The sequence below is a fragment of the Burkholderia sp. BCC0419 genome (assembly GCF_902830285.1).
In the GTDB taxonomy this organism is placed as follows: domain Bacteria; phylum Pseudomonadota; class Gammaproteobacteria; order Burkholderiales; family Burkholderiaceae; genus Burkholderia.
The window spans coordinates 1,082,129-1,096,673 of record NZ_CADESR010000001.1; the positions used below are offsets into that span (position 1 = coordinate 1,082,129).

Annotated in this window: 14 protein-coding genes; 8 read left to right on the forward strand and 6 right to left on the reverse strand. The window is 61.6% G+C overall.

Annotated elements, in window-relative coordinates; genetic code table 11:
* The 4 genes from HWW87_RS04780 to HWW87_RS04795 form a co-directional block, all read right to left on the reverse strand.
* Positions 1 to 601: hypothetical protein (locus HWW87_RS04780; RefSeq protein ID WP_175819457.1), on the reverse strand; the 601-nt coding region annotated here is incomplete at its 3' end.
* A gap of 330 nt (positions 602 to 931) precedes the next feature.
* Positions 932 to 1,231 carry an H-NS histone family protein gene (locus HWW87_RS04785; RefSeq protein ID WP_175819458.1) on the reverse strand — a complete coding sequence of 100 codons (300 nt, stop codon included), beginning with the start codon at positions 1,229 to 1,231 and terminating at the stop codon, positions 932 to 934.
* 144 nt (positions 1,232 to 1,375) lie between these two features.
* On the reverse strand, positions 1,376 to 2,554 hold the full coding sequence (locus HWW87_RS04790; protein WP_208449928.1) for a mandelate racemase/muconate lactonizing enzyme family protein: 1,179 nt from the start codon (positions 2,552 to 2,554) through the stop codon (positions 1,376 to 1,378).
* Positions 2,551 to 3,303, reverse strand: coding sequence for a GntR family transcriptional regulator (locus HWW87_RS04795; RefSeq protein WP_175820674.1), 753 nt, complete (start codon positions 3,301 to 3,303; stop codon positions 2,551 to 2,553). The genes HWW87_RS04790 and HWW87_RS04795 overlap by 4 nt, the downstream gene beginning before the upstream one ends.
* A gap of 114 nt (positions 3,304 to 3,417) precedes the next feature.
* On the opposite strand from HWW87_RS04795, the gene HWW87_RS04800 reads away from it, so the two are divergent.
* From HWW87_RS04800 to HWW87_RS04820, 5 genes are all read left to right on the forward strand, one after another.
* Complete coding sequence (locus HWW87_RS04800; protein WP_175819459.1) at positions 3,418 to 4,185, forward strand: ABC transporter permease; 768 nt, start codon at positions 3,418 to 3,420, stop codon at positions 4,183 to 4,185.
* Complete coding sequence (locus tag HWW87_RS04805; protein ID WP_175819460.1) at positions 4,182 to 5,009, forward strand: ABC transporter ATP-binding protein; 828 nt, start codon at positions 4,182 to 4,184, stop codon at positions 5,007 to 5,009. The genes HWW87_RS04800 and HWW87_RS04805 overlap by 4 nt, the downstream gene beginning before the upstream one ends.
* Before the next feature lie 45 nt (positions 5,010 to 5,054).
* A complete protein-coding gene (locus HWW87_RS04810) occupies positions 5,055 to 6,056 on the forward strand; it encodes an ABC transporter substrate-binding protein (RefSeq protein WP_175819461.1) in 1,002 nt (333 codons plus the stop codon).
* 5 nt (positions 6,057 to 6,061) lie between these two features.
* The gene (locus HWW87_RS04815) at positions 6,062 to 7,681 is read left to right on the forward strand and encodes a GMC family oxidoreductase N-terminal domain-containing protein (protein ID WP_175819462.1); all 1,620 of its coding nucleotides are present in this window, start codon (positions 6,062 to 6,064) and stop codon (positions 7,679 to 7,681) included.
* Positions 7,682 to 7,843: 162 nt separating this feature from the next.
* A complete protein-coding gene (locus HWW87_RS04820; RefSeq protein ID WP_175819463.1) occupies positions 7,844 to 8,809 on the forward strand; it encodes a dienelactone hydrolase family protein in 966 nt (321 codons plus the stop codon).
* 181 nt (positions 8,810 to 8,990) lie between these two features.
* On the opposite strand, the gene HWW87_RS04825 is transcribed toward HWW87_RS04820, so the two are convergent.
* Entirely contained in the window at positions 8,991 to 9,500 is a 510-nt protein-coding gene (locus tag HWW87_RS04825; RefSeq protein ID WP_174388571.1) for an Lrp/AsnC family transcriptional regulator, read from the reverse strand.
* A gap of 295 nt (positions 9,501 to 9,795) precedes the next feature.
* Positions 9,796 to 10,995, reverse strand: a complete 1,200-nt coding sequence (locus HWW87_RS04830) for an amino acid aminotransferase (protein ID WP_175819464.1) — start codon at positions 10,993 to 10,995, stop codon at positions 9,796 to 9,798.
* 259 nt (positions 10,996 to 11,254) lie between these two features.
* Between HWW87_RS04830 and uvrB the strand changes: the two genes are divergently transcribed.
* The 3 genes from uvrB (at position 11,255) to HWW87_RS04845 (ending at position 14,511) form a co-directional block, all read left to right on the forward strand.
* A complete protein-coding gene (uvrB, locus tag HWW87_RS04835; protein WP_175819465.1) occupies positions 11,255 to 13,345 on the forward strand; it encodes an excinuclease ABC subunit UvrB in 2,091 nt (696 codons plus the stop codon).
* 226 nt (positions 13,346 to 13,571) lie between these two features.
* The gene (locus HWW87_RS04840) at positions 13,572 to 14,123 is read left to right on the forward strand and encodes an iron transporter (RefSeq protein ID WP_006483880.1); all 552 of its coding nucleotides are present in this window, start codon (positions 13,572 to 13,574) and stop codon (positions 14,121 to 14,123) included.
* A 55-nt stretch (positions 14,124 to 14,178) separates the two neighbouring features.
* Positions 14,179 to 14,511 carry a cupredoxin domain-containing protein gene (locus HWW87_RS04845; RefSeq protein ID WP_174387796.1) on the forward strand — a complete coding sequence of 111 codons (333 nt, stop codon included), beginning with the start codon at positions 14,179 to 14,181 and terminating at the stop codon, positions 14,509 to 14,511.
* The last annotated feature ends 34 nt before the right edge of the window (positions 14,512 to 14,545 follow it).

Consider the following 14,545-nt stretch of genomic DNA (forward strand, 5'->3'; position numbering starts at 1 on the left):
GCATCGTGCAACTGCTCCAGAACGCCATGAACTTCGCGGCGATGGCATCCGCCATCGACGCCGAGTAGGGCGGCGCGTTCCTTTGCACGAATTCGACGAGGAAGTGCAAGTCGTCGTTGATGCCCGCGAGCGTTTGACGCATGATCTCGACATTGTTTTTCGAAATCTCGTCCGTCGCAATGCGACGGATCATCGTTTCTTCATCCGGCCCGCGCTCGAATAGCGTATTCAGGTGGTTGAACAACAGGTTCAATACTTCGCCGACGAGCGGCCCGGCAGCCGGAATGAACGATGCGAGTGCCTTGATCGTGACTTCGCCGAATGCGATGAGCCCCGGCAGCGTATCGGCCGACAACGCTGCATTGACGACATCCGCAATCGCGATGGCCGCCGGCTGGTATTGCTCGATTTGCGTCTTGATTTCGCCGAGCTTCATTTTGAAACCGGGAACCAGCAAGTCGTTTTCGTCGAAGGCATGGACGGGCAGGCCGGCATTTCCCCCAAGACCCGATGCGATGGCGCGTGATCGGGCCGGTGGCGTGCCGTTGTCGTCGCCGCACGCGGCGAGAAGCGGCAGCACTGCGCTGCATGCGCTGTACATCAGGAAGGTTCGTCGGTCGATTCGAGGTGTCATCGCATCTCCGCAGGAAAGTAACGGTGCAACGTGCGGCCGGCGTAATCGGTGATGAATCGGCTGGCTGACGTGCGAATACCCGGCTTGCCGGGCAACGGGAACGGATGTGGGGAGGGGCGGTTCGGGTGCCGCGTGTGTCTTGGGCGAGGTGGCCTTTTTCTTGCTCGGCTTCTTCTTTATGGCGGGAAGGATAACATTTCAAGATACAGGGAAAGCATGCTGCGGTCGGCTACTCGGTAGTCACTGGCAGCGGCCGCAGCCGGCACACGGTGTGTGTATCCGGTGTTTCGCGGGAGTTCAAGACCGGGTGGCGCTTTGCGGGACTTCGAAGAGCGCCCGGTCTTTACCCTCGATCCATGCAGGCGGCCGGCCCCGGCCGCTCCAGGTCGCGCCGGTTTTGGGATCGCGATACTTTACGTCGGGGTGGCTCCGCTTGCGGGTTTGGCGCGCGCCGTAGATCTCCCGGACGCTGATATCGAATTCGCCGACGAGCCGGCGCACCTCCTTCAATGCCGATTCCCGCGCAGGCCTTTTGGCCGCGTTGATTTCCGCTTCGAGTGCGGTGCGCTTTGCGAGAAGTTCTTGGTATGTCGCCATGTTTTCTCCGTTCGTGGTGAGGAAGTTGATACGGGAGCTTCCGGCCGGCATGCCTGAACACGCATGGGTTCTTGCCACTGGCGGATGCTCACAGCAAAATCGACGAATGGCGCGCGTGCTATGACCCTGATCCTCGAAAGCGGATCAGACCTTGTAGCCGTCGTAATCGCCGGCGGCTGCAACGATCTGCCCGATCTGCTCCGGGACCGGCTCGACCCCGATACCCGGTACCTCGCCAAGCGAGAGATATCCCTCCTCAATCCGATGCAACGCCGGGCAGAGTTCCGTGCGCAGCGGATTGGGATTCGCGTCGACCTCCAGCAACCCATCGCCGCCAGCGGCGGCCAGTAGATGTGCAGACGCCAGAAGGCCGATACCGCTTCCCAGATAGTGCGGACAGTAGCGCACCCCCACCGCTTGCGCACGGCGAATCACTGGCCAGCAGCCGGATATGCCGCCCCATTTGGCAGCATCCGGCTGCAGCACTCCAAGCGCCCGAGACTGCAGTGCCGCATCAAAAGCAGCGTTGCCGACAAGGTTCTCACCTGCAGCTAATGCCGGACTTGTGCTTCGTTTCAGTTCCTGCCATTCGGACCACGGTCGATCGGCGCGTAGCGGCTCTTCCAGCCAGGCCAACCGGTAAGGTGACAGTCGCGCGATCATGTACTGCGCCTGTGGCAACGTCCAGGCCTGATTGGCATCGACCATCAACATTGCGCCGCTGCCCAGCGCGTCTCGTATCGAGTCGAGGTTCGCCAGATCCACGCGTTCCCCGAAGCCGACCTTGAGCTTGAAGGCGCGATAGCCCTCGTCGCGCCGCCGAAGGGCGATCTCTTCCGGTCGCTCGGGGTTCAGACCGCTGGCATACACGGGGACGCGGCTACGGTTGCCACCAAGATAGCGCCACAAAGGCTGGGCTTGCCTGCGAGCAGCCAGATCCCAGAGTGCCAGATCGATGCCTGCGATGGTCTGTGCGATCGGCCCATACTCGCCCGACTGGATGGCGAGCACGGCAGTCGATTCGCTTAGATAAGCGAAGGCAGCCTGCGGGCCGTCGAAGCGCCTGCCGACCAACAGCGGAGTCATGATTGTCTCCACCAGACGTGCGCGATGTTCAGCACCGCATCCAGGGAAGTTGCACCAGACCTCTCCCCAGCCCACGACGCCATCGCTATCCTCGACCCGCACGAAAAGGGCGGGCCGATCGTGCATGGCGCCGAAAGATGTACGCACAGGCGTCTTGAGCGGGTGGCGAAACACCATCGCCTCAATCCGTGCGACGGCCAGCGGCATGCGCGGCAGTTCAACGGCCGGCTCGCTCATGGCTTCAGGTTCATTTCCACATGGATCGCATCGCCCCGGTAGACGATTTCGCCGAGATAGATCACCCGCTCATTCTCGTCGCGGAAAACTCGGCGCACCTCGGCCACCGGAGCGTTTAACGGTACATCGAGCAGGTGTGCCACCTCGACGCCGGCAGTCCCCACGGTCAGGACCTGGTGCGCCTTGGCGATCGTTACATTCTTCATCGAAGTCAGCAACGGGATCACTGTTTCTTCGCGGAATCGCTTCGGATAACGGCGGAAAATTTTTTCATCAAGATGGATGTCGATCACGCAATAGGCACGCCCGTCGCGCGAATGCACACGGCGCATATAGACGTAGCGTTCAACCGGGACGCCTTCACCGTCACCCAGCACAGGCGCAGCGGCTGATTCGTCAATCGCGATGATCTGTGTTTTGGTGCCCTGATAAACCCGCGACAACGCATCCAGCGAAGTCACTACATTCAGCCAGCGATCGTTGGCGGGCTGCGCAGTGACAAAGGTGCCACGTCCTTGCTGTGAAGAAAGGAGGCCGTCACGCGCCAGCAGTTCTACCGCCTGGCGGACGGTAATGCGGGCCACGCCGAACTCCGCCATCAGCTTTTCCAGCGAAGGTAGCCGGTGACCCACGGGCCAGGCGCCGCGGGAAATTCGCTGACGCATTACGTCCGCTATCTGCAGATACAGGGGAGCGGGACTCCTGGCGAAGCGAAGATGATCCGTCGATCGCATCAATGGTATTTGCATATTCAAAAAAAATGGTTCTAACAACTAGGACGTTCGGTCAATAATACAACCGGATGGAGGCGAGCGCACGTAGCCGCAAACACTATTTTTCGTTTTTTGTTAGAGAACGCATTCATGTCTATCCGGTCGGTTTTGCCTCGCATTCCGCTGATTCTCGCTCCTTGGGGATTGCTGTTGCTATTGTGGTATGCGGTACGTTCCAGCGGCCTGGTGAACCCGGCCCTGGTGCCGGCGCCACTCGAGGTGGCAGCGAGGTTCCTGAATTTGGCGCGTGGCCGCCTTCTCGGCGACGTCTGGATGTCCACGCAACGCGTGCTTATCGGCGTTACATTTGGCTCGTTGCTAGCGGTGCCGGTGGGCTTCTGCCTGGGTTGGTACAAAGGCCTGCGCAGTTTCATCAACCCGGTCATCAATTTTTTTCGCGCCCTTCCACCCATCGCTTTGATTCCGTTGACCATCGTCTACTTTGGTATCGGCGAGGTGGCGAAGACCGTGATCCTGTTCTATGCCTCCTTCTTCGCCGCGGTCATCGTGATGTATGAAGGTATTGCACAGATCAGCCCGGTCTACATCCGCGTGGCTCGCGCACTGGGCGCGAATGACTTGGAGGTCTTCGGGAGGGTGGTGGTGCCGCTGACGGTGCCGCATATGCTGACGGCCGTGCGTGTGGCATTGGGGGTAGCGTGGGCCACGCTGGTAGCCTCCGAACTGATTGCCGCACAGCAGGGACTGGGTGCGCTGATCCAGAATGCATCGGCATTTTTCCAGCTCGACATCATCTATGTCGGGATAGCCTGCATCGGCTTCATCGCGCTGGCGATGGATTTGGTGTTGCGCACCCTCAGCCACAGACTGGTCGCGTGGCAGGACCGCATCGCATGAGCGCAACGTTCCCTACCGACGCCCCAGTGCGCGTCTCGTTTCGTAACGTGTCGATGGAGTTTTGCACCCCGCAAGGCCGGATTCGTGTGCTTGACGACGTATCGCTGAACATCCGCCAGGGAGAGTTCATCTCGATCGTCGGCCCTTCGGGCTGCGGGAAGACCACATTGATGAATCTCCTGGGTGGCTTCGCGCAACCGACCAGCGGGCAGGTGCTGCTCGATGGCCGGCCGGTGGCAGGCCCGGGCCCGGACCGTGGCGTGATCTTCCAGGAATACGGCGTCTTCCCATGGCTGACAGTGCGGCAGAACATCGCCTTCGGCTTGAAGCTATCGGGTAGCAAGATACCCAGGGCTGGGCACCACGAAATCGTCCAGCGCTACATGGCACTCATGGGGCTGAAGGATTTCGCCGACCATTTCCCCAAACAGTTGTCTGGCGGCATGCGTCAGCGGCTGGCGATCGCGCGCGCCTATGCGGTGCAACCTCAGTTCCTGCTGATGGACGAGCCGTTTGGCGCACTCGACGACCAGACACGCAGCGCGATGCAGAACCTGCTGCTGGAAGTACTTCAGACCGAGGGAAAAACGGTACTGCTGATCACGCACTCGGTGGACGAGGCGATCTATCTATCCTCGCGCATCATCGTTGTCACAGCGCGGCCGGCACGTGTCCGCGCCGTGATCGACGTACCCTTCGGCTACCCGCGCACCGAGAGCGTGTACGAAGACCGGCGCTTTGGCGAGCTACGTGCCCACATCCGTGCGCTCGTCATGGAGGAGTATGCCGTACAGACGCAGCAAACCGGACAGTCGATGGACTGACGGCGGCCAGAGCCTGTAGCACCAGCCATTTTTCGGGGAGAAACCATGCTCATCGAGCGAAGACGCTTTGTCCGTACAGCCGTCGGGGCTGCGGCCGCCATCACCGGCGCGCCGCTGTTTGCGCAGTCGCGCACCCGTGTCAGGGTCGGCTATTTGCACACCCCTGCGGTCGACGGCCACATCTGGCTTGGCCAGCAGACCGGCAGCTTCGCCCGGCAGGGACTGGAGCTCGAACTGGTGCAGTTCGCCACCGGACTGGAACTTTTTCAGGCAATGATTGGCGGCAGCCTCGACGTGGTGTCCGCCGGCGCGGTACTGTCGAATTTCCCGGCGCGCGGGCAGGGCAAGGTGTTTCTGCTCAACGACATCGAATATGCTACCGCGCAGCTCTGGGTGCGTGGCGACGCGGGCATCCGTTCGCTGGCGGATCTAAGGGGCAGGCAGATTGTCACCAGCACCGGCACCACAGCACACGTGTTCCTCGACCGGGCACTACGCTCTGCTCGTCTAGATCCGGCGAACGACGTGCGTGTCGTCAACCAGCGCATGACTGATGCCGTCACTTCGTTTATTGCGGGTGCTGTGCCGGCGATTGCCCTGTGGACACCTTTCGACGCCACGGTCCGCCAAAAGGCGCCGGGGGCGCGCAAGCTGATCGACGCGTCGGCCTTCTTCCCACAGGCGGCCATTGTCGACGGCTGGGCCGCCCGCAACGATTTTTACGAGCGGAATCGAGACACATTGCGCAGGCTGGTGGCCGCATGGGTTCCGGTCAACGACTACATCGTCAATCATCCGGACGCAGCGGCGGAAACACTCCAGAAGGCGCAGTACAAGGACATTCCGCTGGCCGACTTCAAGGAGCAGTTCAAAGCCTCCAGGTACTATTCCTCGGCCGACTGGCACGTGAAGTATGTCGACGGTACGGCCACCCGATGGCTGCAGCAGGTGACCGACTTCTTTGTAAAGAACAGCGGCATTCCCGATTCACTGAAGGCCGGCCAGTACTTCGATCCGTCGATCTACCGCGAAGTCGTGAGGGCCTGACGAAGATGCGCACAAGGGATGGCTGGGACTACATCGTCATCGGCGCGGGATCGGCCGGCTGCGTGTTGGCCAACCGCCTGAGCGCCGATCCAGATAAACGCGTGTTGCTGCTGGAGGCGGGGGGCGCGAGCCGCCATTTCTGGCTGCGCCTGCCGGTAGGCTACTTCCGCTCGATCTACGATCCACGGTTCTCATGGCAGTTCGAGGTGGAGCCGCAGGAGGAGACCGCGCACCGACGCATAGTCTGGCCACGCGGGCGCGTGCTGGGTGGCTCCAGCGCCATCAACGGCCTGCTCTACATCCGCGGCCAGAAGGCCGATTTTGACGATTGGGCACGCGCCGGCGCTGACGGCTGGAGCTATCGCGACGTATTGCCTTTCTTCCGGAAGTCGGAGTGCTACGCGGGCGGTGGAAATCAGTATCACGGTTACGACGGCGAACTCTGTGTCTCCGACCTGCGCAACGATCACCCCTACTGCGCATCCTGGCTAGCAGCCGGTGCGCAGGCGGGCCTGCCTGCTTGCGACGACTTCAATGGCGCACACGACGAAGGCCTGGGAGCGTACCAACTCACGCTGCGCGGCCGTTGGCGCTGCGACGCCGCCACTGCATTCCTGCAGCCGGCGCGGTTACGCGCGAATCTGGACGTGCGTACCGGTGCACACGTGACCCGCATCGCGATTGAGCGGGGGCGGGCAGTCGGTGTCGAATGGCTGCAAGACGGCGAGATACACGCAGCGCGCGCCGAGGCCGAGGTGATTCTGTCGGCCGGAGCCCTGCAAAGCCCGCAGTTGCTGCAGCTCTCGGGTATCGGTCCGGCCGGGATGCTACGTGCCCACGGCATTCCGATACACGTCGATGCACCCGAAGTCGGCGCCAATCTGCAGGACCATTACCAGGCGCGCGTGATCGTCAAGTTGCGCGAAAGGATGTCGCTCAACGACCAGGTCCGCAACCCATTTGCATTGGCCAGCATGGGCGCGCAGTGGCTATTTGGCCGGCGCGGCCCGCTGACCGTTGGTGCCGGCCAGGTCGGCGGTATGGTGCGTACGCCGGTAGCCAAAGACGCACGTCCCGACGCGCTGTTCAACGTGATGCCACTGTCGGTGGACAAGCCGGGCGATGCGTTACACCGCTTCTCCGGCTTTTCCGCATCGGCGACACAGTGCCGGCCCGAGTCGCGCGGAAGCGTAGGACTGCGCTCGGCCGATCCGTTGGCGCCGCCCCGTATCGTGTCCAATTACCTTACCGAGCCTCATGACATTCGGGTGTTGGTCGAGGGCCTGAAGATGTTGCGCGATATCTACCGTCAACCGGCCTTTCGCGACCTGGTGACTGGCGAGGAATATCTGCCGGGCAATGACCTGCGAAGTGATGCGGACCTCGCGCGCTTCGCGCGGGAGAAGGGCGGTACGGTGTTTCATCCGGTCGGTACGTGCCGCATGGGCAGCGATTCGCGCTCAGTCGTCGACGCCGAGCTTCGTGTGCGGGGCATAGCGGGCCTGCGCGTCATCGATGCTTCGGTGATGCCCACCATCACATCTGCGAATACCAACGCGGCAGCGATCATGATCGGCGAGAAAGGTGCCGATCTGGTACTGCGAAAGTACTGCCCGACAAAATAATAGACGAAGGCCGTTTCAACTCATCGAAGGGAGCGCTCTCCAATGAGAGGCAGAGTGACAGGAAGCCATGTTGAAGCGTAATCAGAACATAATCGACGCCCATCAACGAGGTAATTCGAGTCAAGCGATTTTTATTTGAAATAGATCTATAAGGCGAGGAACATGATCACGTGGAATAAACTTCAACGTATGGTTGCTCACTCTTCGGGAAATATGAGGGGGAATGTTTTCCGTAAGGATATCGTATTACTCGTCCTCGTTTTTTCATTGCCTTTGGCCGGACGTGCTCAGTCGGCCGGTGGAAATCCATATGCGATCGGCCCCGATCCCACTGCCAGCAGCCTTGAGGCGAGCAGCGGGCCATTCGGCTATACGTCGACGACTATTCCATCGTCAGAAGCGACAGGATATGGCGGCGGGACAGTCTATTACCCGACCAATGTAAATATTGCAACGGGGGGTATCGTTGTCGTTCCAGGTTATGGTGCGACCCAATCCAATATCAGTTGGTGGGGACCCAGGCTGGCCTCGAACGGCTTCGTGGTTTACACGATCGATACGACCAACCTTTACGACTTACCGGCTCAACGCGCGAAGGAAATCATGGCTGCCGTAGCGCAGTTGAAAACATTCAGCACAACGACTGGCAACGAGATCTACGGGAAGGTCGACACGAATCGTATCGGCATCATGGGCGGGTCGTTTGGCGGCGGTGGCACGCTCATCGCTGAAACGACCCATCCGCAACTCAAAGCCGCCATTCCTTTCGTGCCGAAAATTGCGTCAGGCAACCCGGACCTCTCCAAAATAACCATTCCGACATTGATCATCGGATGCCAGGAAGACCAGGTCGCCCCACCCAAATCCTATGCGATTCCGTATTACAGCGCGATACCCGAACAGAATCACAAGGCATATCTTGAAATATCAAATGGCCAGCATCTATGTGCCAGCACGCAGGGTAGCGACCAAAACAAACCGATTATTGGAAAATATGGCGTTGCGTGGATGAAGCGCTTTGTCGACAACGATAGCCGCTACAACCCATATCTGTGCGGTTCGCCACATCAAAATGACGTATCAAATTCCACGGTCATTTCGGGTTATAAAGACACCTGCCCCTATTGACGGTTCCCCAGCAATAAAGTTGACCACGATGGCTTTTTTGAAGCCATTTCTTATCGAATCGAGCTGTGAACGCGTCCGCGCCAGACGGCACCGACGCGCGAAGCGTGATTGGCTCAGGTCCGTTCGTCCGGGTCGACGCGCACGACGACCTTGTCGAAATTCCTGCCGGCGAGCAATCCGATCAGCGCTCGACCTTCGAATCGACCAGGTCCTCGAGAGCGACACCTCGAAATGGCTTGATCGATTTCAATACGATGTAGCTGGAGAGATTGCTGACCTGCGGGCCGATCTTCAGCAGTTCGTCGGAGAGCATCTGATAAGCGAAGATATCGGGGCAGACGAAATGGACAAGATAGTCGGTCTGCCCACTGACCTTGGTGCATTCGACCACGAATCGCATGGACAACACCATATCCTCGAAGGTATGAAAATCCTCGAGCGTGTGATTCTTCAGTGTGACTGCGGCGATGACGTCGACGTGACGACAAATTTTGGTTAACTGAATTCGTGCCTGATAGAAGGAGATGATGTCGGCACGCTCGAGTCTTCTGATGCGATTCAGGCACGCACTGGGAGAAAGCCCAATCGAATCCGCCAGTTCCTGGTTGGTGGCCCGACCGTCCGCCTGTAGCCGGCTGAGGATTCGAAGATCCAGCTGATCCAGGGTCGTTGCGCCGTCGCCGTCTTTCATTGCCACACTCCAGATGATGCTGATGCAAAGCCGATATCTTTTCGACGCCGCGTCGCTCCGATGCGAATGACGGAGCGGTTTTGTCGAAGCGTAAATGATCAAATTATTGTCGTGCGCAAGATCGTGTGTGACCGACGAAGACCGCAGACGCGACAGCGAAGTGCCGTGTCGGGATGGCAACGTTTTCATCGAATCGTAGGTGCTTGTCCGGTAATCGAGGCCGCGGGAGCAGGCGAGGCGCCTCGAGCGCATGGCACCCGAGGCCGGAAGCTACCGCCAGCCCGACGGCGCGGGGTTACTTCAGCACGGCTGCGACCGCATTGGCGACCGCGTCGAGGTTGCGCGTGTTCAGCGCGGCGACGCAGATCCGGCCCGTGCCGACCGCATAGATGCCGAACTCGTCGCGCAGGCGATCGACTTGTGCCGAGGTCAGGCCCGAATACGAGAACATCCCGCGCTGCGCGTTGATGAAGCTGAAATCGCGATCGACGCCGCTTGCCTTCAGGCGCTCGACGAGACCGTTGCGCATCGCGCGGATGCGGTCGCGCATTTCGCCGAGTTCCTGCACCCACGAAGCGTGCAGTTCCGGCGACGCGAGCACCGCGGCGACCACCGCGCCGCCGTGGGTCGGCGGGTTCGAGTAGTTCGTGCGGATCACGCGCTTCAGTTGCGACAGCACGCGCGTGGCCTCTTCCTTGCTCGACGTGATGATCGACAGCGCGCCGACGCGCTCGCCGTACAGCGAGAACGACTTCGAGAACGACGACGACACGAACGCGTTCAGGTCGGCCGCGGCAAACAGGCGCACGGCAGCGGCATCGGCTTCGATGTTCTCGCCGAAGCCCTGGTAGGCCATGTCGAGGAACGGCACGAGGTTGCGCGCCTTCACGACGTCGACGACCTGTTGCCATTGCGCTTCGGTCAGGTCCACGCCGGTCGGGTTGTGGCAGCACGCGTGCAGCACGACGACCGTGCCGGCCGCGTAGCCGTTCAGCGCCGACAGCATGCCTTCGAAGTTCACGCCGTGGGTGGCGGCGTCGTAATACGGGTACGCGACGACTTCGAAGCCGGCCGCTTCGAACAGCGCGCGGTGGTTTTCCCAGCTCGGATCGCTGATCGCGACCTTCACGTTCGGATTCACGGTGCGCAGGAAATCGGCGCCGATCTTCAGCGCGCCCGTGCCGCCCAGTGCCTGGGCCGTGACCACGCGGCCCGCCGCGATCAGCGGCGAGTCGTTGCCGAGCAGCAGCTTCTGCACGGCCGCATCGTAGGCGGCGATCCCGTCGATCGGCAGGTAACCGCGCGGCAGGCCGGCCTCGACACGCGCCTTCTCCGCGTCGCGCACCGCGCGCAGCAGCGGAATCTTGCCGTCTTCGTTCGTGTACACGCCGACGCCGAGGTTGACCTTGGTCGGACGCGCATCGGCGTTGAAGGCTTCGTTCAGGCCCAGGATCGGGTCGCGGGGAGCAAGCTGGACAGCGGAGAAGAGCGACATGATGATTCGGCAGTAGTGAAAAGAGGGTCAGGCTTTCAGCCGGCGGGGCGGGCGCAGTGGAGCGCGCCAGCGGCGCGACGCCGGGAAGCGCAGCAGCCTGACATTGTAGCGAATTCGCGCTGGCGGGGGCGGTGATTCCGTCGCGATCGGGGCGGCGAATCGCGAATTCGGGCGGCCGGCGCGCGTCAGGAGCCGACAGCAGTTCGCGCGGCCGCGAAGCGCTAGAATGCTTTCTTTGCCCTTGCTCCGGCCGCATTCCATGTCCGAACATCATGCCGAAGTCGGCGACGCGCTCGACGAATCCAAATTCGTCACTTTCGAAGGGTCGCCGTTCCAGCTTTACCAGCCCTATCCGCCTGCGGGCGACCAGCCGACCGCGATCGACACGCTCGTCGAAGGCATCGGCGACGGCCTTGCCTTCCAGACGCTGCTCGGCGTGACCGGTTCGGGCAAGACCTTCACGATGGCCAACACGATCGCGCGGCTCGGCCGCCCGGCGATCGTGTTCGCGCCGAACAAGACGCTCGCGGCCCAGCTTTACGCGGAGTTCCGCGAGTTCTTCCCGCGCAACGCGGTCGAGTATTTCGTCTCGTACTACGACTACTACCAGCCTGAGGCCTACGTGCCGCAGCGCGACCTGTTCATCGAGAAGGATTCGTCGATCAACGAGCACATCGAGCAGATGCGGCTGTCGGCGACGAAGAGCCTGATGGAGCGCCGCGACGTGGTGATCGTCGCGACGGTGTCGGCGATCTACGGTATCGGCAATCCGTCCGAATACCACCAGATGATCCTGACGCTGCGCACCGGCGACAAGCTTGGCCAGCGCGACGTGATCGCGCGGCTGATCGCGATGCAATACACGCGCAACGAGCAGGATTTCCAGCGCGGCACGTTCCGCGTGCGCGGCGACACGATCGACATCTTCCCGGCCGAACACGCGGAAATGGCCGTGCGCGTCGAGCTGTTCGACGACGAGGTCGAGACGCTGCACCTGTTCGACCCGCTCACCGGGCGCGTGCGGCAGAAGATTCCGCGTTTCACCGTGTATCCGTCGTCGCACTACGTGACGCCGCGCGACACCGTGATGCGCGCGGTCGAGACGATCAAGGACGAATTGCGCGAACGGCTCGAGTTCTTCCATCGCGACGGCAAGCTCGTCGAGGCGCAGCGCCTCGAGCAGCGCACGCGCTTCGATCTCGAGATGCTGCAGGAGCTCGGCTTCTGCAAGGGCATCGAGAACTATTCGCGGCATTTCTCGGGCGCGGCGCCCGGCGATCCGCCGCCGACGCTCGTTGACTACCTGCCGCCCGATGCGCTGATGCTGCTCGACGAATCGCACGTGCTGATCGGCCAGCTGAACGGCATGTACAACGGCGACCGCGCGCGCAAGGAAAACCTCGTCAATTACGGATTCCGCCTGCCGTCGGCGCTCGACAACCGGCCGCTGAAGTTCCCCGAGTTCGAGCGCAAGATGCGCCAGGTCGTGTTCGTGTCGGCCACGCCGGCCGACTACGAGAAGCGCGTGACGGGGCAGATCGCCGAGCAGGTCGTGCGACCGACGGGCCTCGTCGATCCGGAAATCGAAGTGCGGCCGGCGAGCTCGCAGGTCGACGACGTGCTGACCGAGATCAACGCGCGCGTGAAGGCCGGCGAGCGCGTGCTGATCACGACGCTGACGAAGCGCATGGCCGAACAGCTGACCGAGTTCCTGGCCGACCATGGCGTCAAGGTGCGCTACCTGCACAGCGACATCGATACGGTCGAGCGCGTCGAGATCATCCGCGACCTGCGGCTCGGCACGTTCGACGTGCTGGTCGGGATCAACCTGCTGCGCGAGGGCCTCGACATTCCCGAAGTGTCGCTCGTCGCGATCCTCGACGCGGACAAGGAAGGCTTCCTGCGCGCCGAGCGCTCGCTGATCCAGACGATCGGCCGCGCCGCGCGCAACGTGAACGGCAAGGCGATCCTCTACGCCGACAACATGACCGAGTCGATGAAGCGCGCGATCGGCGAGACCGAGCGGCGCCGCGCGAAGCAGATTGCCCACAACGAGAAGATGGGCATCACGCCGCGCGGCGTCGTGAAGCGCATCAAGGACATCATCGACGGCGTCTACAACGCCGACGATGCGCGCGCCGAGCTGAAGGAAGCGCAGCAGCGCGCGAAATTCGAGGACATGTCGGAAAAGCAGCTCGCGAAGGAAATCAAGCGTCTCGAGAAGCAGATGGCCGACTACGCGAAGAACCTCGAATTCGAGAAGGCCGCCGCGACCCGCGACCAGCTTGCCGTGCTGCGCGAACGCGTGTTCGGCGCGAACGTCGGCGACCACATCAGCGGCGGTCGGTAAATCTTTCCAAGCGTCACCGAATCCTTTTGGTAAAGCGCCTGTAAGCCTTGTCGGATCAGGGGTTTACGGCGCTCTCCATTTGTTCCGAAACGGGTTCGGTGCTAAACTCCCCATGTATTGAGAATAGTTCGCATTAACGTTCGTCATCGCGTTAGTGTTTCCAGCGGGCGGCCCGGCGGCGGCTCGTATGTCGTCAAGATAGTCAGACAAATAACAAGGAGTGTCCATGTTGGGTTCTTCGTTCATCCGCACGACGGTTGCGGTAGCGGCGGCGCTGGCCGCGATGTCGGCCTCGGCGGCCGAGTATCCGATCGGCAAGCAGCAGATCCAGGGCGGCATGGAAATCGGCGCGGTGTATCTGCAGCCGATCACGATGGACCCGGAAGGCATGATGCGCAAGGCGTCGGATTCCGACATCCACCTCGAGGCCGACATCCATGCGGTCAAGAACAACCCGACCGGTTTCGCGGAAGGCGACTGGATGCCGTACCTGCAGGTCACGTACAAGCTGACGAAGCAGGGCGACACGAAGTGGAAGGCCGAGGGCGACCTGATGGGCATGGTCGCGAGCGACGGCCCGCACTACGGCGACAACGTGAAGCTCGCCGGCCCGGGCAAGTATCACCTGACGATGGTCGTCAAGCCGCCGATGCAGTCGGGTCACATGGCGTTTGGTCGTCACGTCGACAAGGAAACGGGCGTGGGCCCGTGGTTCAAGCCCATCACGCTCGAATACGACTTCCCGTTCGCCGGTATCGGCAAGAAGGGCGGTTACTGATCGGTGGCATCACGAACGGCGCGCTTCGGCGTGCCGTCGGCGTAGAGAACCCAGAATGAAAATTCCCCAGAAAATCGTTGCTGCAGCCGCTGCGCTGTGGCTTGCCGGCGCGGCGCATGCGGCCGATCTGCCGACGTTCAAGCTCGAGATGACGGATGGCAAGCTGACGCCCGCCCGCATCGAAGTACCGGCCGGCCAGCGTTTCAAGATCGAGATCAGGAACACCGGCAAGGGCGCCGCCGAATTCGAGAGCGTGCAGTTGCGCAAGGAGAAGGTGCTCGCGCCGGGCGCCGATTCGTTCGTGGTCGTCGCCCCGCTGTCGCCGGGCGAATACAAGTTTTTCGACGATTTCCACCAGCAGGCACAGGGCGTGATCGTCGCGAAGTAACGCGTCTTATCTGCGCGCGGGCGCACCAGTCCCT

Bases quoted from the DNA above. Each gene is read 5' to 3' on its own strand.
- HWW87_RS04830 (WP_175819464.1), bottom strand. From the start codon at position 10,995: ATGTCGCTCTTCTCCGCTGTCCAGCTTGCTCCCCGCGACCCGATCCTG.
- uvrB (WP_175819465.1), top strand. From the start codon at position 11,255: ATGTCCGAACATCATGCCGAAGTCGGCGACGCGCTCGACGAATCCAAA.
- HWW87_RS04790 (WP_208449928.1), bottom strand. From the start codon at position 2,554: ATGAGCGAGCCGGCCGTTGAACTGCCGCGCATGCCGCTGGCCGTCGCA.
- HWW87_RS04825 (WP_174388571.1), bottom strand. From the start codon at position 9,500: ATGAAAGACGGCGACGGCGCAACGACCCTGGATCAGCTGGATCTTCGA.
- HWW87_RS04815 (WP_175819462.1), top strand. From the start codon at position 6,062: ATGCGCACAAGGGATGGCTGGGACTACATCGTCATCGGCGCGGGATCG.
- HWW87_RS04840 (WP_006483880.1), top strand. From the start codon at position 13,572: ATGTTGGGTTCTTCGTTCATCCGCACGACGGTTGCGGTAGCGGCGGCG.
- HWW87_RS04785 (WP_175819458.1), bottom strand. From the start codon at position 1,231: ATGGCGACATACCAAGAACTTCTCGCAAAGCGCACCGCACTCGAAGCG.
- HWW87_RS04845 (WP_174387796.1), top strand. From the start codon at position 14,179: ATGAAAATTCCCCAGAAAATCGTTGCTGCAGCCGCTGCGCTGTGGCTT.
- HWW87_RS04795 (WP_175820674.1), bottom strand. From the start codon at position 3,303: ATGCAAATACCATTGATGCGATCGACGGATCATCTTCGCTTCGCCAGG.
- HWW87_RS04810 (WP_175819461.1), top strand. From the start codon at position 5,055: ATGCTCATCGAGCGAAGACGCTTTGTCCGTACAGCCGTCGGGGCTGCG.
- HWW87_RS04805 (WP_175819460.1), top strand. From the start codon at position 4,182: ATGAGCGCAACGTTCCCTACCGACGCCCCAGTGCGCGTCTCGTTTCGT.
- HWW87_RS04800 (WP_175819459.1), top strand. From the start codon at position 3,418: ATGTCTATCCGGTCGGTTTTGCCTCGCATTCCGCTGATTCTCGCTCCT.
- HWW87_RS04820 (WP_175819463.1), top strand. From the start codon at position 7,844: ATGATCACGTGGAATAAACTTCAACGTATGGTTGCTCACTCTTCGGGA.